22 protein-coding genes are annotated in these 21,577 nt (G+C 73.8%); 11 read left to right on the forward strand and 11 right to left on the reverse strand.

From position 1 onward, the window contains the following. Positions 1-91: 91 nt before the first annotated feature. From ACZ69I_RS37185 to ACZ69I_RS37215, 7 genes are all read right to left on the reverse strand, one after another. Complete coding sequence (locus ACZ69I_RS37185) at positions 92-964, reverse strand: tyrosinase family protein (RefSeq protein WP_467674228.1); 873 nt, start codon at positions 962-964, stop codon at positions 92-94. A 37-nt stretch (positions 965-1,001) separates the two neighbouring features. Then, a complete protein-coding gene (locus ACZ69I_RS37190) occupies positions 1,002-1,421 on the reverse strand; it encodes a tyrosinase family oxidase copper chaperone (protein ID WP_470836936.1) in 420 nt (139 codons plus the stop codon). Positions 1,422-1,456: 35 nt separating this feature from the next. Further along, positions 1,457-2,128: a vitamin K epoxide reductase family protein gene (locus tag ACZ69I_RS37195; protein ID WP_470836938.1), complete on the reverse strand. Its 672-nt coding sequence runs from the start codon at positions 2,126-2,128 to the stop codon at positions 1,457-1,459. Further along, complete coding sequence (locus ACZ69I_RS37200; protein WP_467674234.1) at positions 2,128-2,628, reverse strand: DUF5949 family protein; 501 nt, start codon at positions 2,626-2,628, stop codon at positions 2,128-2,130. Before ACZ69I_RS37200 ends, ACZ69I_RS37195 begins: the two co-directional genes overlap by 1 nt. A gap of 186 nt (positions 2,629-2,814) precedes the next feature. Beyond that, the gene (locus ACZ69I_RS37205; protein ID WP_467674827.1) at positions 2,815-3,093 is read right to left on the reverse strand and encodes a hypothetical protein; all 279 of its coding nucleotides are present in this window, start codon (positions 3,091-3,093) and stop codon (positions 2,815-2,817) included. A gap of 280 nt (positions 3,094-3,373) precedes the next feature. Next, complete coding sequence (locus ACZ69I_RS37210; protein ID WP_470836940.1) at positions 3,374-4,015, reverse strand: hypothetical protein; 642 nt, start codon at positions 4,013-4,015, stop codon at positions 3,374-3,376. Between the two features lie 276 nt (positions 4,016-4,291). Then, a complete protein-coding gene (locus ACZ69I_RS37215; RefSeq protein WP_389717526.1) occupies positions 4,292-4,531 on the reverse strand; it encodes a chaplin in 240 nt (79 codons plus the stop codon). A 383-nt stretch (positions 4,532-4,914) separates the two neighbouring features. Between ACZ69I_RS37215 and ACZ69I_RS37220 the strand changes: the two genes are divergently transcribed. From ACZ69I_RS37220 to ACZ69I_RS37260, 9 genes are read left to right on the forward strand one after another with little or no spacing between them, the layout of a single operon-like run. After that, positions 4,915-6,000: a DUF3344 domain-containing protein gene (locus ACZ69I_RS37220; protein WP_470836941.1), complete on the forward strand. Its 1,086-nt coding sequence runs from the start codon at positions 4,915-4,917 to the stop codon at positions 5,998-6,000. 51 nt (positions 6,001-6,051) lie between these two features. Continuing rightward, entirely contained in the window at positions 6,052-7,197 is a 1,146-nt protein-coding gene (locus ACZ69I_RS37225) for a glycosyltransferase (protein ID WP_470836942.1), read from the forward strand. After that, positions 7,194-8,693 (forward strand): sugar transferase, encoded by a 1,500-nt coding sequence (locus ACZ69I_RS37230; RefSeq protein ID WP_470836943.1) that lies wholly within the window; start codon positions 7,194-7,196, stop codon positions 8,691-8,693. Before ACZ69I_RS37225 ends, ACZ69I_RS37230 begins: the two co-directional genes overlap by 4 nt. Before the next feature lie 3 nt (positions 8,694-8,696). Continuing rightward, positions 8,697-10,076, forward strand: a complete 1,380-nt coding sequence (locus tag ACZ69I_RS37235) for an O-antigen ligase family protein (RefSeq protein ID WP_470836945.1) — start codon at positions 8,697-8,699, stop codon at positions 10,074-10,076. Next, complete coding sequence (gene murJ / locus ACZ69I_RS37240) at positions 10,073-11,710, forward strand: murein biosynthesis integral membrane protein MurJ (protein ID WP_470836946.1); 1,638 nt, start codon at positions 10,073-10,075, stop codon at positions 11,708-11,710. The genes ACZ69I_RS37235 and murJ overlap by 4 nt, the downstream gene beginning before the upstream one ends. Beyond that, positions 11,700-12,488 (forward strand): polysaccharide deacetylase family protein, encoded by a 789-nt coding sequence (locus tag ACZ69I_RS37245; RefSeq protein WP_467674250.1) that lies wholly within the window; start codon positions 11,700-11,702, stop codon positions 12,486-12,488. Before murJ ends, ACZ69I_RS37245 begins: the two co-directional genes overlap by 11 nt. Beyond that, positions 12,485-13,672, forward strand: a complete 1,188-nt coding sequence (locus ACZ69I_RS37250; RefSeq protein ID WP_470836948.1) for a glycosyltransferase — start codon at positions 12,485-12,487, stop codon at positions 13,670-13,672. Before ACZ69I_RS37245 ends, ACZ69I_RS37250 begins: the two co-directional genes overlap by 4 nt. Next, the gene (locus ACZ69I_RS37255) at positions 13,669-14,319 is read left to right on the forward strand and encodes a YveK family protein (protein ID WP_470836949.1); all 651 of its coding nucleotides are present in this window, start codon (positions 13,669-13,671) and stop codon (positions 14,317-14,319) included. The genes ACZ69I_RS37250 and ACZ69I_RS37255 overlap by 4 nt, the downstream gene beginning before the upstream one ends. After that, the gene (locus ACZ69I_RS37260) at positions 14,316-15,434 is read left to right on the forward strand and encodes a GNAT family N-acetyltransferase (RefSeq protein ID WP_470836951.1); all 1,119 of its coding nucleotides are present in this window, start codon (positions 14,316-14,318) and stop codon (positions 15,432-15,434) included. Before ACZ69I_RS37255 ends, ACZ69I_RS37260 begins: the two co-directional genes overlap by 4 nt. A gap of 30 nt (positions 15,435-15,464) precedes the next feature. Here ACZ69I_RS37260 and ACZ69I_RS37265 read toward each other — a convergent pair whose 3' ends face one another. Further along, on the reverse strand, positions 15,465-16,643 hold the full coding sequence (locus tag ACZ69I_RS37265; RefSeq protein WP_470836952.1) for a glycoside hydrolase family 26 protein: 1,179 nt from the start codon (positions 16,641-16,643) through the stop codon (positions 15,465-15,467). Between the two features lie 129 nt (positions 16,644-16,772). Between ACZ69I_RS37265 and ACZ69I_RS37270 the strand changes: the two genes are divergently transcribed. Together ACZ69I_RS37270 and ACZ69I_RS37275 are read left to right on the forward strand one after the other, a co-directional pair. Next, positions 16,773-18,074 carry a carboxylate--amine ligase gene (locus ACZ69I_RS37270; protein WP_467674829.1) on the forward strand — a complete coding sequence of 434 codons (1,302 nt, stop codon included), beginning with the start codon at positions 16,773-16,775 and terminating at the stop codon, positions 18,072-18,074. Beyond that, a complete protein-coding gene (locus ACZ69I_RS37275) occupies positions 18,067-19,338 on the forward strand; it encodes an FAD-dependent oxidoreductase (protein ID WP_470836953.1) in 1,272 nt (423 codons plus the stop codon). The genes ACZ69I_RS37270 and ACZ69I_RS37275 overlap by 8 nt, the downstream gene beginning before the upstream one ends. A 215-nt stretch (positions 19,339-19,553) precedes the next feature. On the opposite strand, the gene ACZ69I_RS37280 is transcribed toward ACZ69I_RS37275, so the two are convergent. The 3 genes from ACZ69I_RS37280 to ACZ69I_RS37290 all read right to left on the reverse strand — a co-directional run bounded on the left by ACZ69I_RS37280 (position 19,554) and on the right by ACZ69I_RS37290 (position 21,537). Continuing rightward, complete coding sequence (locus ACZ69I_RS37280) at positions 19,554-20,516, reverse strand: chaplin (protein WP_470836955.1); 963 nt, start codon at positions 20,514-20,516, stop codon at positions 19,554-19,556. 121 nt (positions 20,517-20,637) lie between these two features. Beyond that, complete coding sequence (locus ACZ69I_RS37285; RefSeq protein ID WP_467674831.1) at positions 20,638-20,865, reverse strand: chaplin; 228 nt, start codon at positions 20,863-20,865, stop codon at positions 20,638-20,640. A gap of 273 nt (positions 20,866-21,138) precedes the next feature. Next, entirely contained in the window at positions 21,139-21,537 is a 399-nt protein-coding gene (locus ACZ69I_RS37290) for a rodlin (RefSeq protein ID WP_467674263.1), read from the reverse strand. Between the last annotated feature and the right edge of the window lie 40 nt (positions 21,538-21,577).

Consider the following 21,577-nt stretch of genomic DNA (forward strand, 5'->3'; position numbering starts at 1 on the left):
AGGTGCTGGACCGGTACCTGCACCACCTGCGGACGCCCCCTGCCCAGCCCTCGGAGCAGCCGCAGACAGCCCACAACCTAACGAAGCACTACTAGCCGCCGTAGGTGTACTTCCCCTTGTGCGACAGCTGGCTGTCCGGCGTGGCGTCCCACGGCGGCATCGGCTCGTGCCGGGCGACGATGCGCTGGTACTGGACCGAGCCGGGGCCCGGCGGCCGCGCGGGCAGGTAGGGGGCCGAGTCGGGGTGGCGGCGCTGCCACCGGTCCCACAGCAGGTCCACGAAGGCGTGGTTGAGCCAGAAGACCGGGTCGTTCACCGAGTCGCCGCCCAGCATGTGACCGCCGACCCAGCGGTGGACGCGGTTGTGGTTGCGCCACCGCTCCTTGCCCCGCGCCGACGTCCAGCCCTCCAGCTTGTTGCGGAAGCCCCCGGGCGACGTGGAGTCCCAGGGCGCCGTGTCGTAGCGGGGATCGGACATGGCCCACTCCACGTCCCGCGCGGTGGGCAGGTCGACGGGGTCCTGCGGGCGGCCGAGGTCCCGCATGAGGAACTCCCCGTCGGTGACGCTCTCCTTGATGTCCCAGTGCCCGTTCCGGTGCGCGAACGGCCCGGTCATGACCTGCCGGTCGGAGCGCCGCCCGTTGCCGCCCATCAGGTCCTCGCCCCACACGGACGCGGCCGGAGTACGGTCCTTCGTCCAGTCCCAGTAGGGCACGGAGACACCGGAGTCGATCCGCCGCAGGGCCCGCTCGAACTCCAGCAGGAAGCGGCGGTGCCAGGGGAAGAACGAGGGGGCCATGTGCGCGACCCTGAGCCGCTCGTCCCCGTCCGACACGTAGAAGTCGATGTGCATGCGCACGAACTCGTCGTACTCCCCCCGCCGCTTGAGCTTCAGGAGCGCGTCGACGAAGCGCCGCCGCTCGGCTCGGGTGAGGCTGCGCTGGTTCCTGCGCGTGTGGGCCATGTCCGTCCCTTCTGCGGTCGGGGGGTGCGCCTCGGGCTCAGTGGCCACGTCCGCTCAGGGCCCGCAGGGGGCCGAGTTCGTCGACGGCTCCCCGCGCGGCGGCCAGCGGGGTCGCGTACGACTGGTAGTGGTCCACCATGCTGAGGTAGCTGCCGTCCGCGCGGCGCATGAGCCCGAGCCGCTGCCCGTCGACGGTGACCTGCCAGCCTCCGTGCGCGGGCCCCTCGTGGTGGGCGGCCGGCTCGCCCCGGATGCGCCTGCCCCGGTACGTCTCGTCGAACGGCGGATGGTCGTACGCGGCCTGCGGGCCCGGCGCCGCGGAGGCCGTCTCCGGGTCGTCGGGGGCGGCCCGGACGACGGCCGCGGCGCCGAGGAACGCCGTGGCCGCGGCGCCGATGAGGTGGCGGCGGGTCATCCGGTCGCCCACGCGTGTCGATGGGGGCACAGATTCCTGCATGGCGCTCGGTCCGTCCTTTCGCCGTACGGCCTCGGTCAGCTGGTCCAGAAATCCCACCAGCGCGTCAGAATGAGCATGCCGATGACGCCCGCGTGCAGAACGGGCAGGGTCCAGGTGAACTCGTCCAGGAAAGTGCGCACACCCCGGGGAGCGGGCAGGAATCCGCAGCGCACATTGTGCGATGTCACGTACCAGAACATGACGATGGTCGCGGCCCAGGCCAGACAGCACCACAGACAGAGGGAATGAATGCGGTAAAGGGACTGGAATTGCAGCCAGCCGCAGAATGCGACACCGAATACGGTGCCCGCGTTGAAGGTCAGCCAGTACCAGCGGGGAAAGCGCGCGCCGCCGAGCAGACCGGCGCCGACGCCGATCACCACGGCGTACGCGACGAGACCGAGCATCGGGTTGGGGAACCCGAAGGCCGCCGCCTGCTCGCTCTTCATGATGTTGCCGCAGGCGACCACCGGATTGAGGCTGCACCCGGGGACGAAGTCCGGGTCCTCCATCAGCTTGATCTTGTCGAGGGTGATGACCCACGCCGCGAGCAGCCCCGCCGTGCCGGTGACCACCAGGAGCAGGCCGAGGAGGCGGCCCGCCTCCTGCCGCCGGGGCGGGTCGGCGCCGTCGGCCGCGACGGGGGCCGCACCGGCGCCGACGGCCTGGAGCGGTACCCGGTGCGGCAGTTCGGTGGTGCGGCGCATCAGCGCAGGCTGCGCGCGGGCAGCAGGCAGTGGGCGGCGTTGAGCATGGTCTCCTCGTCACCGGCGAACGCGGCGAGGCCCTCCTCCGGCACGGGCTCACCCGGCTTGGCCTCCGGCCACGCGCGCGTGGTGATCATGAAGTAGGCGTGGCCGCGCAGCTTGACGGCGGCGATCCACTCCGGCGGCACCCCGCACTGCGCGTTCAGGTGGGGCATGTTGACGACCGCGTTGTCGCCCTCGACGAGCAGGCTCACCGGCAGGGAGGGGTTGCGGGCGCCGTCGAGGAGGGGGCCGCCCATCGGCAGGCCCGTCTCGGCGAGGAGCGTGCGCATCGCCTCGGCCGTGCCCTCCGGGCCCTCCTCGGTGTCACCGAGGGAGTAGGCGAGCAAGAAGGGCATGTCCTTCTCGTCCTCGGGGTGTTCACCGCTCCAGGCGAGAACTGCCAGGGTTCCCAGATCAGTTGGTCGGAAGGGGCGCTGCTCACTGGAAGTTGAGGTCATGAGGGGAACCGTATAGACGCGAAGGGGCCGCTCCGGCTCCGTTGTCACCCGAGTGGCCCAGCCCGAGGACGCCATCACACGATGGGGTCACCCGGTCGGCGCCCGTGAGACCCCACGGCCGAACTCCCGTCCGTGCCGCGCGCCGCGACACCCCCCGGCACGGAACGGAAACAGGAGCAGAAGGCCCTACTTGCCGGCGGGGCGGCCGCCGAGGAGACCGGCGGGGCCGCCACCGGCGTTCAGGCCGTCCACGGCGTCCGCGACCGTGTTGACCACGGAGTCCTTGTTCTCGGTGTCGAGCATGTTCGTGCTCACCGGCTTGGTGTCGAGGAGCGACTGGCGGGTCAGGGCGTCGAGACCACCGTTCAGGCTGGAGGGCGTCAGGTCGCCGGCGAACGCGGGCGCGGCGGAACCGGCGATGGCGATCGAACCGGCAAGGACAGCGGCAGCCTTCAGGGCCTTCATCATGTTCCTTTCTTTGGCAACGCGTGTCGCCTGGGGGAGAACCGTTCAGGCATCGGTTTGCCTGTGTCTCTTCTCCCCGGCTAACGAGCCCGGCTCGGTACGGAAACCCTCGCGCCGCAAAGTTCCCCGATCCCACCCGAATGAAGAGCGCATCGCATTCTCATATCAACCGGCCTGCCGATAAAGGCGGTTGAGCGCACGAAACCCGCCGCGCCGGACGGTCTCCGGTGCGGCGGGCGGCAGCGGTCGGCCTCCCCCGGGAATGGCCCGCGCCGTGGGCTCAGGGCGTGGGGAGCTTGGGCAGGCCGGGCAGGTTGGGCGCAGGCAGGCCGCCGCCGAGGAGGGTGGCGGCGACGAAGTTGACCAGGCCGGTGAGGACCGCGGGGACCTGCGCGAGCACGGCCTTCGGGTCGCCCGCCGTGACGGCCTTGAGCAGGCCGTCGACCGCCTTCTGCAGCGCGGCCACGGCGTCTGCCTTGGGGTCGAGCACCGCCTTGGCGTCCCGCTGCGCTCCCGCGGCGGGCAGTTGCGCGGCCGGCAGCTGCGTGGCCGGGAGCTGGGGGAGCGCGGCCGGGTCGGCGGCGGTGCTGAGGGGCGCCTTGGCGGGCGGCTTGGCGGCAGCGTCGAGCGCCTTCTTGATGGCGTCGGCGTGCTTCTTGACGTCCTCGGGGGAGAGCTTGTTGTCCTTCGCCTTGAGCACCGCGTTGAGCAGGTCCGTGACGGGGGTGATGACCGCACCGAGGCCGCTGAGCTGCTGGACCTGGGCCAGCAGGGCGGCCGGGTCCGCGGGCGCGCCGGCCGCCGTCCGGTCGTCGTCCCGGGAGGCGTCGCCGTGCGAGGCGAGGGCCGGTCCGGCCGTGCCGAGAAGCAGCGTCGCGCACAGGGCGGTGGTCGCGATACGCCGTACGGGCAGAGCGCGCATAGGTGTGTCCCTTTCGGTGATGCGGCAGATCCTGTGATCACCGTGGGATCGGGCCACGTCACCCGCAACCGAGCGGCCGCGCACCGTAGCTTCCATTCCTCCGCGGAAGGAGCATCCGCGCAGGTGGGGAGTGGATGTGACGGTCTGTCGGCCATGCGTGGCGCGCCCCCCATTCGGGGCACGGCCGACGTGTGCCGCGGCGGCCGAATGCCGCCCCGGCACGCGGAACGGCCGCCCCCGTGAGTACGGGGACGGCCGCTCCTGTCAGACGGTGCGTCAGTCGTTGGCGCACTGGTTGCCGAACGCCGGGTTCAGCAGACCGATGACGTTGACGCTGTTGCCGCAGACGTTCACGGGGATGTGGACCGGCACCTGCGCGGTGTTGCCCGAGATCACGCCGGGGGAGTTCTGGGCGGCACCCTGCGCGCCGCTGTCGGCGGCGGCGGCGCCCGCGGATCCGGCCACGGCGGCGGCGGCGACGGCGGACAGGGCAAGAGCCTTGGTGGTACGCGACATGGAGTGCTGCTCCTTGGTGATGTAACGAGGACGGGAGGGATACCCGTCTAGGGGGATCAACTGCTGAGCATGGCGGCGAGTTGTGCGCCCAGACGGGTGATGCTGCGCGAGATCCATTGCGGTGACGGTCCGTCGGCCGTCGACCCGGCCGGACCTGCGCTCCTTCCGCGCTGACGCGGGCCCTGTCCGACGTCGCCCATCTGCCGCTTCCTTCACCGTTCCGACACACGCGCCGAGGTTGACCGGGTGGCCCGCTTCAGGGGCTACAGTTGCGCTTCCCTTTAGGGCAATCCACTCATATACGTTCATATTCGTTCAAAAAAGTACGAATCATCTCTCTGCCGTGGTGCAGAGTCTCCACCCTTCGGAAGGCCAACGCCGTCATGCGTCACTCTCCGGGCCTGCGTCGCGTGTTCGTCGTCCCGCTCGCACTCGCCGCGTGTCTCGCGGCCACCGGGTCCGGCTCGGCAGCCCCACCCGGAGGCGAGAGGACGCGCGTCGACTTCGCGCAGAGGTACCGCGCACTGCAGCACGGCGGGATCGTCCGGGCCGCGAACTCGGCGATCACCTGCCGCCGCGCGGTGGCGCGCACGGCCGCGTCCTGCGCCGCGACGCGCGGCGGCGCGGCGGGCGTCAACGAAGACTTCGACATGGCCTACATCGACGTCGACGACGATCCGAACACCTACAACTCCAGTACGGGCGAGGTACGCCTGCCCCCGCACGCGCGCGTCACCTACGCACGCCTGTACTGGGGAGGCAACCTCCGGGCCGGCGAGCAGAAGCCGCCCAAGGACAACGGCCGGGTGCTCATCGCCGAACCGGGCGGCCGCTACAGACCGGTCGTGGCCGACACCCTGACCGGCCACCGCGTCGCCGACGACGCCGACGCCTTCCAGGCATCGGCCGACGTGACCGGCCTGGTGCGCACCGCGGGCGGCGGCTCGTACACGGTCGCGCAGGTCAACGTCGCCAAGGGGCACTCACGGGCCGGTGCCTGGGGCGGCTGGACGCTCGTCGTGGCCTACGAGGACGCCGCGGCACCGCTGCGCGCCCTGACCGTCTGGGACGGCTTCGACTCGACCGGGAAGCACGGGCGACGGCACACCCTGCGGCTGCGCGGCGTGCCCGCGCCGGGCGGCGCGGGCGGCATCGCCGGAGTGGTGGCCTACGACGGCGACCGCGGGCGGCTCGGGGACACCGTGGGCGTGGCGGCCGGGCGGGGCCGGGCCGTGCCGCTGTCGGACCGCGCCAACCCGGCCGGCGACGTACTCAACTCCACCATCAGCGAGCCAGGACCGCCGATCCGCAGAACCCCCGCGTACCCCAACACCCTGGGATACGACTCCGATGTCCTCCCGCTGACCACACGTCCGGGCGGACGGGGCGGCGATCTGACGGTCCACCTTTCCTCGCGGGAGTCGGCGTGGGTCGGCGTGGTCTTCGCCGCCGTCGACGCGCGGCGCTAGCACCTCGCTCCGCACCGGCTCCGCGCTGTCACTGACTCAAGGGAGTCGCGCATGCCTCTGCCTTCAGCACTCGCTCCCCCGCGGGTCCTGCACGTCAGCCAGCCCGTGGACGGCGGCGTGGCACGGGTCGTCGTCGACCTCGTCACGGCTCAGGCCGCGGCGGGCACCGACGTCCACGTGGCCTGCCCGCCGGAGGGCTTACTGCCCGGAGTGCTCGGCGCCCTCGGCCCCGGCGTGCAGGTCCACCCCTGGGCGGCCGGCCGCTCCCCGGGCCCCGGCCTCAGGGCCGAGACGAGGGACCTGAAGCGCATCGTCGACGCGACGGGACCGGCGCTCGTCCACGCGCACAGCGCCAAGGCCGGGCTCGCCGCGCGGCTCGCGCTGCGCGGGGCCGTGCCCACCGTGTTCCAGCCGCACGCCTGGTCGTTCGAGGCGGTCGGCGGCGTCACCGCGCTGCTCGCCCGCCGCTGGGAACGGAGCGCGGCACGGTGGACGGCGCGCATCGTCTGCGTCAGCGAGGCCGAGTGGGTCACCGGGCGGCGGGCGGGCGTCACCGGCTCCTACACGGTCGTCCCCAACGGCGTCGACACCGGCCGCTTCACGCCCGCCGCCCCCGGCGGGCCACCCGGCGCGCGCGTCCCCCTGGTGGTGTGCGTCGGACGGCTCTGCCGGCAGAAGGGGCAGGACGTACTGCTGCGTGCCTGGCCCGAGGTGGCCGCGCGGATTCCCGAGGCCCGCCTCGTGCTGGTGGGCGACGGGCCCGACGCCGGCCGGCTGCGCGCCAGGGCCGGGCCGCGGGTGGCCTTCGCCGGGGAGGCGGCCGACGCGGCCCCCTGGTACCGGGCGGCCGACGTCGTCGTCCTGCCCTCGCGCTGGGAGGGCATGGCGCTGGCGCCGCTGGAGGCCATGGCCTGCGCCCGTCCGGTCGTCGTCACCGACGTCGACGGGGCGCGGGAGAGCCTGCCGCACGCCGACCGCGGGCACGCCCTCGTACCGCCGGAGGACCCCGGCGCGCTGGCGCGGGCCCTGGTCGCCGTGTTGCGGGACGAGGAGCTGCGGGACGCGCTGGGGCGGCGGGGCCGTCAGCACGTACTGGACCACCACGACGCACGGCACACCGCCGCCGCCATCGACGCGGTGTACGGCGAGGTTCTGGGCACGGCGCCCACCGGACACAGGGAGTGCACCACCACGTGAGTGCCGAACGGACCGTCGCCTCCTCATCGGGTCAGTCGCGCCAGGACGCCCAGGCCCCGCCCGGGACCTTCGTCGTCGCGCCACGCGGAGCCATGGGCACCCGCGCCGGAACGTCGGCGCCGCGCCCCGCCCGCCGACGGCGCTCGGCGGCCGCGCTGATGGCCGTCGACTGCGCCGCCGCCCTGCTCGCCCTGCTGCTGCTCCAGGACGCGCGGCAGCGGGCCGTCCTCGCGCCCCTGCTCGTGGCCGGTGTGCTGATCCTCAACGCGCGGGGCCGCCTGTACGAGTACGCCGTGCTGCCCGACACCCTCGGCAGGCTGCCCTCGCTCGCCGGGCGGATCGTGCTCGCCTGGTCCCTCACCGCGGTGCTCGCCACCGCCCTGCCCGCGGCGGGCCCGCTCGCCCCGGAGACCCTCCTGCGCGCCGCCGCCGCGCAGTGCGTCCTGAGCCTCTGCGGGCGGGCGCTGGTCCACCGGCACCGCCGGGCCGGCACCGTGCGCAGGCCCCGCCCGGTCCTGGTGCTCGGCCCGAGCGGACCGGCCCGCGGGGTGGCCGCGGCGCTGCTGCGGCGGCCCGGCTGCGGCATGCGGCCCGTCGGCATCGTGGGCGAGGCGGCCGAACCGCAGCAGGACCAGGACGACGAGGCCGATACGGCGTCAGGGGCCGGGCCCGGGCTGCCGGTGCTGCGCACGGAGGATGAACTGCACCGGGCGGTGATCCAGAACGACGTCCGCGCCGTGCTGCTCCTCGCCGACCGGGGCCCTGGGTCCGCGGCCCTGCTGCCCGCGCTGAGCGGCCTGGACTGCGACCTGTGGGAACTCGACGCGCGCTGCCCGGACGTGGCGCCCGCGCCGGGCGGGCCCCAGCAGTACGTGGCCGGGTTCCCCTGCCGCCCGCTGGTGGCCACCCGGGTCCGGCGCACCGGCATCGGCAAGCGGCTCCTGGACATCACCGTGTCGGGCGCCCTGCTCCTCGTCGCCGCGCCGGTGCTCGCGGCCTGCGCCCTGGTGCTCCGGGCCGTGGAGGGCCCCGGCGTGATCTTCCGGCAGGAACGCGTCGGCAAGGACGGGCAGTTGTTCACCCTGCTGAAGTTCCGGACCCACCGGCCCGCCGACCCGCAGGAGGCTGCGACCCGGTGGAGCGTCGCCGACGAGCGCCGGATCAGCCCGTTCTGCCGGTTCCTGCGGGGCACCTCGCTCGACGAGCTGCCCCAGCTGTGGAACGTACTGCGCGGCGACATAAGTCTCGTCGGCCCACGGCCCGAACGCCCCTTCTTCGTCGCGCAGTTCAGCCAGACCTACCCGGACTACGCCCAGCGCCACCGGATGCCGACCGGCATCACCGGCCTAGCCCAGATCCACGGCCTGCGCGGGGACACCTCCATCGAGGACCGGTGCCGCTTCGACAACGCCTACATCGACAGCTGGTCGTTCTGGCAGGACCTGTGCATCCTGCTGCGCACCCTCGGCTGCCTCGTACGCCGCACGGGGAGCTGAGCAGTGACCCACGTCCCGCCCCCCGCCCTGCACCGGCCCCACCCGCTCGACGTGGCGCTGCCGTGGCTGCGGCGGAACGCCCCGGTCCTCCCGGTGGTGCTCCTGATCGCGCTGCTCGCGCTGCCGGTGCCCGCCGGGAGCGCCGCCGCCGACGGCGGCACCGGCACCGGCACCGCGGCCGACGCGGTGTCCGCCCTCGTCGTCGGCTACTGCGTCGTGCGCGCGGTGCGGGCCGGGCAGCGCGCGCTGACCCCTACCGCCGCCGTGCTCTTCGGGCTGCCGGTCGTCGGCATCACCGTGGCCGCGTTCGGCGCCGCCTCCGCCGCGACCGGCGTCGCCGGGGCCGCGCGCTACCTGCAGATCTTCGTCCTCGTGCCCGCGGCCGTGCTCCTCCTGATCCGCGACGCGTCCCACTTCCGCCTCCTCGCCTGGTCGTTCGTCGGCCTCGGGCTGTGGCAGGGCGTCATCGGCGTGCACCAGAACCTCACCGGCACCGGCGCCTCGTACATGGGCGAGGACATCCGCGCCGTCGGCACGTTCGGCCCGACGGACGTCATGGGGATGGCCACGGTCGTCTCGTACGGACTCGTCTGCGCGCTGGCCCTCGCCCACCGCCCCGGCGCCCCGCGCCACCGGGCGGCGGCGGTGGTGTGCGCGGCGCTCCTCACCGTGCCGCTCGCCCTGTCGTTCAGCCGCGGCGCGTGGATCGCCACCGCGGCCGCCTGCGGCACGGTGCTGCTGCTCGCCGGGGTGCGCCGGGCCTGCCGGGTGCTCCTCGTCGCGGGCGCGGCCGCCGTGGTCCTGGTGGCGGGGCTCGGCGTCGGCTCGGCGATGCTCCAGGAGCGCCTGAGCAGCATCACCCAGGTCACGGACGCACCCGACCAGTCCGTCACCGACCGCTACACGATGTGGGCGGCGTCGGCCGACATATGGCGCGCGCACCCGGTGACCGGCGTGGGCCTGAAGGGGTTCCCCGCCCACCGCGACAGCCACGCCTCGCTGGCCCTCTCCTCCGGCAGCGACACGGCGGGAGCGGGCAGCGGCTTCGTCCGCCAGCCGCTGCTCTCCCCGCACAACATGTACCTGCTCGTCCTCAGCGAGCAGGGGCTGCTCGGGCTCACCGCGCTGGCGGGCGGCTGGGCGGCGCTCGTCGTGTGCGCGGTGCGCCGCTGGCACCGGCGGCGGGCCCGGCGGGGCAGGGCGGGCGGGCCCGATCCGGACTGCGCCCTGGTGGCCTGCGGGCTCCTTGTCTGGCAGTTGATCGACTTCATGTACGCCGACATCGGCGGGCCCTCCACCGTCCTGACCGCGGTCGCCCTCGGCGTCGCGGCCTGGTGGGCGGTCGGCGCCCGGGCCCGCCGGGGAGAGGCGGCCGCGCGATGACCACCGTGCCGCCCCGGGCGGCGCCGGAACCGGCCGCGCCGGACACCGCCGGGCCCGCCGCGGAGCAGGGTCGCGGGAGGTCCGGCGGCTCGTTCCTCGCCAAGGCCGCGCTGGTCACGGCCGTACTGTCCGTAGCGGGATCGCTGCTCGGACTCGTCCGCGACCAGGCCCTCGCGCACTTCTTCGGCGCCGGGACCGACACCGACGCCTTCCTGGTGGCGTGGACGCTTCCCGAGCTGGCCGCGACGCTGCTCATCGAGGACGGCCTGGCCTTCTTCCTCGTACCCGCGTTCAGCCTGGCGCTCGCGCGCCGCGCGGACGCCCCGGCCACCGACCCGGTCCACGAGCTCGTACGGGCGTCGCTGCCGCGGATGACGCTGTGGTTCGCGGGCACCGCCGTGCTGCTCATCGCGGCGGCGCCGTACGTGGTGGCGGTGCTCGCCCCCGGCCTCCCCGACCCCCAACTGGCCGTCGACTGCACCCGGTTGACCGCCACCTGCGCCCTGACCTTCGGACTCACCGGCTACTGCAGCGCGGCCCTGCGCGCGCACCAGCGGTTCGTCGCGCCCGCCACGGTCTACGTCGCCTACAACGCCGCGATCATCGCCGCTCTGTTCGCGCTCGCCGCGCCGCTCGGCGTACGGGCCGCCGCGGTGGGTGTGGCGGTGGGGGGCGCCCTCATGGCGGTCGTCCAGGCTCCTTCGCTCTGGCGGCAGCTGCGGGCCGCACCCACACCCGCGGCGGCCGGGGACAAAGGGGCGGCACCGGCCAAGTCCCTCCAGACGGCCATCATCTGGACCGTCCTGCTCTTCGCGCTGTGCCGTCAGTCGCAGGTCCTCATCGAGCGGTTCCTGGCCTCGTCGCTGCCCGCCGGTGCCATCTCGCACCTGAACTACGCGCAGAAGGTCGCGCAGATGCCGATGGTCCTCTCCCTCATGCTGTGCACCGTCACCTTCCCCGTGGTCGCGCGGGCCCTGGCCGACGGCGAGACGGAACGCGCCCGCGAGCGCGTGGAGCGCGACCTCGTCCTCGCCGGGTGCATCGTCCTGCTCGGCACCGCCGCGGTCGTCGCCGCCGCGCCCCCGCTCATCGAACTCCTCTTCCAGCGCGGCGCGTTCACCGCCGGGGACACCGCCGCCACCGCATCGGTGATGCGCGTCTACGCCCTCGGCCTGCTCGGGCACACGCTGGTCGGCGCGCTCGCCCGGGCCCACTTCTCCGTCGCCCGGACCACCTGGATCCCGCTCTACGCGATGTTCACCGGCGTCGTCACCACCGCGGGGCTCGGCTTCCTGACCGTCGGCACGTGGGGCGTCCGCGGGATCGCCGGGGCCAACGCCGTCGGCATCTGCGTCGCCGCACTGCTCCTGCTGCGCGGCATGGGCCCGCGCACCGTGGCGATCAGGACGCGCGCCGTCGTGGGGCAGCTGGGCCGGCTCGTGCTCGCCGCCGCGGGCGCCGCCCTGCTGGGTGCCCTGTGTGCCGACCGCGTCGCGGGACCGCCCGCCCTCGCCGTCCTCGCGAGCTTCGCGGCGGCGACCGTCTCCTTCGTGCTCCTGGGTCTCCTCCTGGGGGCGCAGCCCTGGGCGTCCGCCCTTCGCACCGTGACCGGAAAGCTGCGCCATGTCCGTTGACCTCACCCCTGACACCCCGCCCGGCACGGAGCCGTTCCTGCGGTTCCGGCCGCCCCGCACCCCGGCGTGGGTGGCGATGTACCACTCCGTCGCGGACCCGTCCGACGACCCGTACGGGATCACCGTCGCGCCGGAGCGCCTCGCCGCGCAGCTGCGGTGGATGCGGCGCCAGGGCCTGCGCGGCGTGTCCATGAAGTACCTCCTGGAGGCGTGCGCGCAGGGCCGGGAGCACAACCTCGTCGGGCTCACCTTCGACGACGGGTACCGCGACTTCGTCGACCACGCGCTGCCGCTGCTGCGCCTGCACGACTGCACCGCCACCGTGTTCGTGCTGCCGGGCCGGCTGGACGGCGAGAACGCCTGGGACCCGCTCGGCCCGCGCAAACCGCTGCTCGGCGCCGACGACGTCCGGCACGTGGCCGACTCCGGCATGGAGATCGCCTCGCACGGCCTGACGCACGTCGACCTGACCACGGCCGACGACCGGCTGCTCCGCCGCGAGCTCGACGGCAGCCGGGCGGCGCTGCACGAGCTGACCGGCCGCGAGGTGCAGGGCTTCTGCTACCCCTACGGGCACGTGGACGAGCGCGTGGTGGCCGCGGTGCGCGAGGCCGGGTACCGCTACGCCTGCGCCATCGCGCCGGGCGCCCTCGCCGGTCCACTCGCCCTGCCCCGCGTCCACATCGGCCAGGGCGACACGGCCTGGCGGCTGCGTCTGAAGCTGCGCACGAACCGGCTCAGGCACCGCGTCCTGGGCCCTTCGGCGGTGTCCGGGTGAAGGTCCTGCACATCATCACCGGGCTCGGCGTGGGCGGTGCCGAGCAGCAACTGCGCGTACTGCTGCGCCACTTGCCCACCCCCTGCGACGTCGTCGCGCTGACCGACGCGGGCACCGTGGCGGCCGGGATCGCGGCCGACGGGACGCGCGTGACCGAGCTCGGCATGTCCGGCAACCGTGACGTGTCGGCGCTGCCCCGCCTGGTCCGGCTCATCCGCGCGGGCCGCTACGACGTGGTGCACACCCACCTCTACCGGGCCTGCCTGTACGGGCGGATCGCGGCCCGCCTCGCCGGGGTGCGCGCGGTGGTGGCCACCGAACACTCCCTGGGCGACTCGCAGATGGAGGGCAGGCCCCTCACGGCGGGGGTCCGCGCGCTGTACCTGGCCGGGGAGCGGCTCGGCCGGATGACGGTCGCGGTCTCCCCCGCCGTCGGGGCGCGGCTGCACCGGTGGGGCGTGCCGCGGCGCCGCATCCGGGTGGTGCCGAACGGCATCGAGGTGGAGCGGTTCCGGTTCGATCCGGCCGCGCGTACCCGAGCGCGAGAGCAACTGGGTTTGCCCGACGGGGCGTTCGTCGTCGGGGGCGTGGGGCGGCTGGCCGCCGGCAAGCGGTTCGACGTCCTGCTGCGGGCGGCCGCCCTGCTCCCCGAGGACGTCGTCGTCCTGCTTGTCGGAGGCGGCCCCGAGGAGCCGGAGCTGCGGCGGCTCGCGCACCGGCTCGGCATCGCGGGGCGGGTGCGGTTCACCGGCGAGGCCCCCCAGTTCACCGAGACGTCAGCCCGGTTCACCGACGCACCGGCACCGCGGGAGAGCGGCGCCGAACCCGGCGTACCGGACCTGCCCGCCCTCCTCTCCGCCATGGACGCCCTCGCCTCCCCCTCCCCGGAGGAGGCGTTCGGCCTGGCGCTCGTGGAGGGCCTGGCCAGCGGCCTGCCCGTGCTGTACGCGTCCTGCCCCGCCCTGGAGAGCCTCGGCCCCGCCGAGCGGCCGGGCGCCGCGTACTGCCCGAGCGACCCGGACTCCTTCGCGCGGGCCCTGCACGGCCTGCGCGGCGACGTCCCCCCGCACCGCGGCGCCCCGGCCGCGGTGCGCCACTACAGCATCACCCGAAGCGCCGAGCAGCTGATGGGCGTCTACGCGTCCCTCGCGCCCGGCCCGACCCCGGAGGTGAACCCTCGATGAGCGACTCCGCGAACGAGCGCCCGCGCACCGACGTCCTGCGAGCCCGGCTCGCGCAGCTGCCCCGCTGGTGGGCCCTCCCGGCGTGCGCGGCTCTCGGGGTGGTGACCGGCGCCGGGTACGGCGTGCTGCAGACCCCGCAGTACACGGCCACGAGTTACGTCGTCGCCGTCCCGCAGGAGAAGGCGGACCCGGCGACGGCGCTGGGGTTCGCCCAGGCGTACGGCCGGGTGGCGACGCAGCTCGCCGTGCTGGGCGACGCCCAGGTGGCCGCGGGGATGTCGCCGGCCGAGCTGCAGGACAGCGTGAAGGTGGTCACCTCGCCCGACGCGCCGATGATCGCGGTCTCGGCGACCACCGCCAAGCCGTCGACGGCCGCCCTCACCGCCAACGCGGTGGCGCAGTCGCTCGCCAGAAGCGCCAACCACTCCAAGGACAGCACCCAGGTCAAGCTCCTGGCGTTCTCCCGCGCCCTGGAGCCCAACTCCCCCTCCTCGCTCTCCACCGGGGTGACGGCCCTGGTCGGCGGGTGCGCGGGCGGCCTGCTCGGCGGCCTCGCGCTCCTCGTCCGCCCCCGTACGCGTACGGAGAAGTCGCCGGGGCCCTCCGTCCCCGGGCCCGCCTCCGCCCTGGTGAGGAGCGCCCCGTGAGCGCGCCCGACGAGGCCCCGCGGGCCGAACTGTGCGTGGACGAGGACGAGTTCGAGGCGCTGGCCGAACCGTGGGGGCGGCTGCACCGGGCGTGCCCGGCGGCGACCCCGTTCCAGAGCCACGCGTGGCTGGCGTCCTGGTGGCGGTCCTACGGCCGTCCCGGGCGGCTGCGGGTGGTCCTGGTGCGCGACGGCGGACGGCTGATCGCCGCGGCGCCGCTGATGCGGGTGGACCGGCCGCTGCCCGCCCTCAAGCCGCTGGGCGGCGAGATCTCCGACTTCACGGACGTCCTGCTCGACGGCGCGTGCCGCGAGGAGGCGGCGGACGCGCTCCTCGCGGGGATGTACGCGCTGGCCCGCACCGCGCTGGTCGACTTCGGCGAGGTCCGGCCCGGCGCGTGCGTGGAGAGCCTCTACGAACGGTGGCCGGGGCCGCGCCGCACGCTGCGCGCCTCGCCCTGCCTGGAACTGCCCGCGCTGCCGATGGACGAGCTGCTCAAGCGGCTCCCCGCGCCGCGCGCCCAGCGCACCCGGGCCAAGATGCGCAAGCTGGCGGCGCTCGGGGTGGAGAGCCGGGTCGTGCCCGTCGACGAGGTGGAGACCTCGGTACGGACGCTGCTGCACCTGCACCAGCTGCAGTGGCAGGGGCGCAAGGTGACCGCCGAGCACCTCCAGCCCCGGTTCCACGAGCACCTGCTCCGCTCGATGCGTCCGATGGTCGCGGCCGGCGAGGCGGTGGTGACCGAGTTCCGCCTCGACGGCGAGGTCCTCGCCGCCGACCTGACGCTGCTCTCGGGGACGCTGGCGGGCGGCTACCTGTACGGCGCCCACCCCCGGCTCAGGGAGCGCAAGGTCGACGTCGCCACGATGCTCCTGGACGCGTGCACCCGCCACACCGGCGGCGAGCACCCGCGCGCGCTGAGCCTGCTGCGCGGCGACGAGCCCTACAAGCACCACTGGCGGCCCGAGCCGGTCCACAACCGGCGGTTCCTGCTGGCCCGCAGGCGCACGGTGCCACTGGTGTGCGCGGTGGCCTGGGGCGCGTCGGGCCGCGCCTGGGCGAAGCGGCGGCTGCGCGAGCGGGCGGCGCGCCGCGGCGGTGGAACCCCGTCGTGACGGGGGCCACCGCCGCGGCACCGCGGTGTCTCAGGGCAGGCGCCGACCGTGCAGCCAGTCGATCCGCACGCACAGCTTCTCGCCCAGCCAGTGCTGCACCCAGTCGCCGAGCTCCAACGGCGAGCAGACCGTCGGCTTCGCGGGCTTGGTGGGCTTGGTGGGCTCGGTGGGCGTGGTCGGGCCGGTCGGGCCCCCGTCGCGGCCGGAGAGCAGCTCGCGGTACGCCTTCGAGGCGGCGGGGTTGTCCTTGCACTGCCACACACCGTGCGGGCAGTAGTCGGTGACGGTGTTGTACAGCGGCTTCTTCTCGTCGATCCATTTCAGCATCCGGCGCATGTACTCCTCGTTGTCGCCGTTGCGGAAAAGGCCCCATTCCGGGTACGAGATGGGCTTGTTGTGAGCCTCCGCGAAATCCACGTGCGCCTGGAGCCCATAGGGTTCCTTCACCTGTTCGTCGAACGGCATTCCGCGCGGCTGGTCGTACGAGTCCATTCCGATGATGTCGACCACGTCGTCACCGGGATAACAGTGCGTCCACGGAACGGCGTCCCGCCCCCTGCTCGGCGTGAAATCGAACCGGAACTTCTGCCCCGGCACCGCACGCATCGCGGTGACGGCCCTGTGCCAGTACTTCTTCCAGGACTCCGGGTCCGGACCACAGCGATGGGTGTAGGTCGTGCCGTTCATCTCCCAGCCGAGCACGATCACCGTGTCGGGCACGCCCAGGTCCACCAAGCGCTCGCCGAGCGCCCGGAAGTGGTCGTCGAACGCGCCGGCGGCCCCCTGCCGCAGCAGCAGCGCCACCTCGCCGTCGCCGACCCGGTCCTCGTTGCGTTCGAGCATCGGGACGTTCAGGACGAAGAGCCGGTCGTCCTTGGCCTTGCGCCACTCGGCCCAGTTCTCCAGGAAGTTCGGGGCGCCCTCGATGTTGCTCCAGCGATCGCCCGGTAGATAGGTGTGTCCGACCCGCAGCTCCGCGCCGTCCAGCCACGAGCTGAGCTCTTCCATGCGGGTGACCCCGCGCGGGCCGTAGTCGAGATAGGCGCCGAAGGCGGGCGTCTCCTTCTTCGCGGCCGCGGGTCCCGGCGGCTCACCGTCGCGCACGACACCGACCGTGTGTCCCGGCACGGCCGCCAGGGCCACCGACGAGACGATTCCGGCAGCGATGAAGGCGAGACGTCTACTGCGTTGACGACGCTGTGGGGACATATCTGCTCCTCGTTTTCCGACCGCACTTCACTGACACCTCGTCATATGTATTTCTATTACGCCAATCGGGTTTCTAATCCTGAGTTCCAGCACATCGCCCGCATGGGCGATCGATAAGCGAGGGTGACGTTGCAGCCTCTGGATACACGCATTCCTGCGGTCCTCATGCGGATCGACAGGAATCCCTTTCATCACGGCACCCTCGGCGCCGTGCGCTCACTGGGGCGGGCGGGCATCGAGGTCCACCTCGTGGCCGACGACCGCGAAAGCCCCGTACGGCGCTCCCGCCACCTGCACCGGATGCACGCGCCGCCCGCCCCCGGGGCGTCCCTCGCCGAAGTGGCCGCCGTGCTGCGCCGGGTCGCCCACCGCCTCACGGCACCGGCCGTGCTGATCCCCCTGGACGACGCGAGCGCCCTCGCGATCAGCGCCCTCTACGACGAGCTCACCGACCGCTTCCTGCTGCCCCGCGCGAGCGGCGGCGTCGCCGAGCGCGTCGCGGACAAGGCGAGCCTGGCCCGGATCTGCGCGCAGGCCGGCGTGGCCCACCCGGCGACGCTGGCCCCCGAGTCCGCCGCCGAGGCCGCAGGCGCCGTACACCGGCTCGGCTCCCCCGCCGTGGCGAAGTGGAGCCGCCCCTGGCTGCTGCCCCGCGACACCGGCCTGCGCAGCACCACCGTGATCGGCTCCCCGCACGAGGCCGCCGCGCTCTTCGAGCGCCGGGCCGAGGCCGGCAGCCGCCTGCTGCTCCAGGCGTTCGTCCCCGGCGCCCGCGACGCGGACTGGTTCGTCCACGGCTGCGCGGGCCGCGACGGCGTCGTACGCAGCGGCGGTACGGGCCGCAAGCACCGCTCCTGGCCGCGCTCGGCGGGCCTGACGGTGAGCGGCGAGTGGGCCGCCGACCCGGTGCTCTGGTCGGCTGCGGCGCAGGTGGTGTCTGCCCTGAAGTACCGGGGGATCTTCGACCTGGACTTCCGCAGGGACGCCACGACCGGGGACTTCCACCTCATCGACTTCAACCCGCGCCCCGGCGCCCAGTTCCGCCTCTTCACCGACGGCACCGGCACCGACGTCGTCCGCGCCCTGCACCTCGACCTGACGCACCGGCCGGTACCGCCCCCACAGCCCCTGACGGGCCGCACCTTCGTGGTCGAGAACTACGCCCCGCTGACCGCGCTGCTCTCGCTCCCCCGGCCGGGCCGGCGCGCCCCGTCGCCGTCCCGCGAGTTCGCCTGGCACGACGGGGACGACCCCGCGCCGGGCGCGGCCCTGCGCCGCCTCTGGTGCCGCCACGTGGTGCGGCGGCTGCGCGAGGGCCTCGGCCACCGGTCCCGCACCGTCCTGGTGTCCCTGTCGAGCAGGGCGCGCGAACACGCGCCCGCCGTCCTTCCCGGCACGGCGAACCGAGAGCGAGCAGTCACCGATGCATGACCTGCTGATCGTCGGCGCGGGCCCGTACGGCCTGTCGATCGCCGCGCACGCCGCGGCGGCCGGCCTGGACGTACGGATCTTCGGCAGGACCATGGCGTCCTGGCGCGACCACATGCCGCGCGGCATGTTCCTGAAGTCGGAGCCGTGGGCGTCCGACCTGTCCGACCCCGCGGGCCGCTACGGCCTGGCCGCCTACTGCGCCCGCGAGGGGCTGCCCGCCGAGCACGGCAGACCCCTGCCCATCGAGCACTTCGCCTCCTACGGCCTCTGGTTCGCCGAGCGGGCCGCACCGCCCGTCGACGAGCGCCTCATCGCCTCCGTCCGCCGCGGCCCCGCCGGATACGAGGTACGGACGCGGGACGGCGAGGTCTGCCACGCGCGGGCGGTGGCCCTCGCGGTGGGCGTGCTGCCCTTCACCGAGATCCCCCGGGCCGTACGGGGGCTCGGCGACGACCACGTCTCGCACAGCAGCCACCACGCCGACCTGCGGCGCTTCACGGGCCGGGACGTGACGGTGCTCGGCGCCGGACAGGCGGCCCTGGAGACCGCGGCCCTGCTGGCCGAGCAGGGCACCCGGGTGCGCGTCCTCGCCCGGTCCCCGCGCGTGGCCTGGAACACCCTGCCGGAGGCCTGGCAGCGGCCGTGGTGGCGGTCGCTGCGCGCCCCGCACACCGGCCTCGGCTGCGGCTGGCGCAACAAGTTCTACGCGGACACCCCCGGCCTCTTCCGCCTCCTCCCGGAGCAGGCCCGCGCCCGCGCCGCCGACCGCGCGCTCGGCCCGGCCGGCGCGTGGTGGGTCAGGGACCGCGTCGAGGCCGGCGTCGAGGTGCGGGTCGGCCACCGCGTCGAGGCGGCCGAACTCGCCGACGGGCGGGTCAGGGTGAGGACCGCCGCGCACACCGGCGAGGGGCTGCGCTTCGAGACGGACCACGTCATCGCCGCCACGGGCTTTCGCGCGACGACCGACCGCATCGGTGTCCTGGCCCCGGAGCTCCGCACCGGCCTGCGGTCCCTGGCCGACGGCACCCCCTACGTCGGAGACCGCTTCGAGACGTCGTGCCCCGGCCTCTTCCTGGCCGGTCTGACGACCGCGTCGAGCTTCGGCCCCGCCATGCGCTTCGTGTACGGCGCTTCGTTCACCGCGGAACGCCTGGTGCGGGGCGTCGAGCGGTACGTACGCACAGGCCGGGCAGCTCTTCTGAGTGACAGGGCGGGCGAACGGGTGAACTTCGGTTCCGCGGCGGGCCGTCCAGTGGTGCACTGAAAGCGCATCATGGGACAGGCCCGGGTCGCGCCCCACCAGCCGTCGGCAGCTCTGCCGTCGGGGCGCGGCACCCCCATCGGGCCGGTCGCCACCTCCTTGAAACGCCGGCAGGGAAGCCGTTCCGTCTCGGCTTCCCTGCCGGCGTTCTGCCGTTCCTGGCGCTCCCTCTCTCCGCGCCGCGCTCCCGCGCCCGTTCAGAGCCCGGGGCGCTCCGTCTAGCGCCGGTTCCCGGCGAATCCGCGCCGGTACAGGATCGCCCCGCCGAGCAGCAGCCCGGCGCTGGCGCCCGCCGCACCGAGCAGCGTGGAATCCGCGCCCGTCCGGGCCAGCTGGTCCGCCGCCTGCGCCACCGCGCCCGCCTGGGCCGGCACGTGGGCACGCGTGCCCTGCGGCACGTGGTGCGGCGCCGGGTGCGAGGCGGTGACGTAGTCCCCGGGGACCACGGGGTGGGGGGCGGCCGGGGGCATGGCCCGGGGATGCGGGCCGGGGGCCTCCGGCGCGTCGGCGTGCGGGCCGGTGCGCGACGGCGCGTCGTGGTGCGAGCTGCCGTGGTGCGAACTGTCGTGGTGGGAGCCGCCGTGGTGGGAGCCGCCGTGGTGGGAGCCCTCGCTCCCGCACGCGTTGCCCATGGCGCTCGACAGCGCGGCCACGATGCCCACGGTGTTGCCGCAGGCCTTCACCGGCACGTCCGCCGGGGCCTTCACGTCGTTGCCCGCCGCCGCGCCGGGCGAGTGGGTCGCCGGGCCGTGGGCGGTGGCGCCGCTCGGCGCGTCGTGGGTGTCATCGTCGCCGTAGCCGCCCGCGCGCGGCGTCGTCACGGGTGCCTTCGCCGGCTTCTTCGCCGGGGTCGCCGGTGCTTTCGCCGGTGTCCTCACCGGGGGGGCGCTGTGTGCCGCCCGGTGGGGTTCGGGGCTCTGCGCGGCAGGGTGGTGCTGCTCGGCAGGGCGGTGGTGGTGGGGGGAGGAGGAGCCGCACGAGTTGCCGAAAGCCGGGTTGCCGGCCGCGGCGACGTTCGCCGTGTTGCCGCAGGCGTTGACCGGTACTTCCAGCGGGGCCTGCACGCTGTTGCCCGACAAGATGCCGGGCGAGTCCAGCGCCTGCCCGTTCGCTTCGGTAGCGGCGAACGCGTGGGTGCCGGACAGGGACAGGATGCTCGTGGCGGCCGCGGCGGAGAGCATTCCTTTGCTGAGGGCCTGTCGCAATCTAGTGGTCTTTCTCTGTCCGATGGGGAGCCGGCCCTGGCCCCGGGAGGGTCGCCAGGGCCGGCTGAGGCGCAGCAGAAGCAGCTGTGCCGTTACGTCAGTCGTTGACGCACTTGTTGCCGAACGTCGGGTTCAGCAGACCGATGACGTCGATGCTGTTGCCGCACACGCTGACGGGAACGTGGACGGGAACCTGAATGGTGTTGCCGGAGATGACGCCCGGGGAGCCCGTGGACGCACCGGAGGCGCCGGAGTCGGCGAACGCCGGGGCACCCAGGCTCAGCGCCACGACGGCACCGGCAATGATGGTCGCGCTCTTCTTCAGCTTCACAGCTTTTCCCTTCCTTCGGGTCACGCCTGAACGCCGGCCTGAACCGGGCGGGCAGTTCCTCTTCCCGCACCGTGACCTGAGCCCTACTTAACGACCGATAGGGAGCGAGGAAACCGCGAGGTTGACTTCATTCGGAGGTTCACTCAAATGCGAGTGACGCTGAAAAGCCGTTAAACGAAACAGAGTTGAGCCGGGACATGAGAAAGCCCGGGACGCCCGAGGAGGAAGGAAAACGGGCGGCCCGAGCAGTCTCGGCAGTGCGTCGGATCAGCCGTTGTTCTGGCCGTTGCCCGACAGGATCGGCAGGTCGCTGAGGATGTGCGAGAGCGGCTCGTCACCCTTGGCCTGCGTCGAGTTCTCGGTGCACTGCTGGGTCTGCGGCGCCGAGAGGATCGGGATGTCCTGAACGCCGACGTTGACGAGGGCGACGATGTTCTGGATGTTGGCCTTGACCGGGAGACCGATGCAGGGCTTGTTCAGCGTGCCCTGGACCAGGGAGAGCTGCGGGCTCATGTCGCCCTTGGTGGCGGAGTTGCCGAACGACTGCTCAGCACCGTTGCCGCTCAGCGACTGGGTGCCGCTGTCATCACCGATGGCCATCGCCGGAGAAGCGATACCAGCCGCGGCCACCGCGACCACTGCCATTGCCATTGCCTTCTGAAGCATTTGTGGTTCCTTTTCTGGGGCAGACGCTCACGTCACTGCG

The sequence above is a fragment of the Streptomyces sp. NPDC036815 genome, assembly GCF_055609205.1.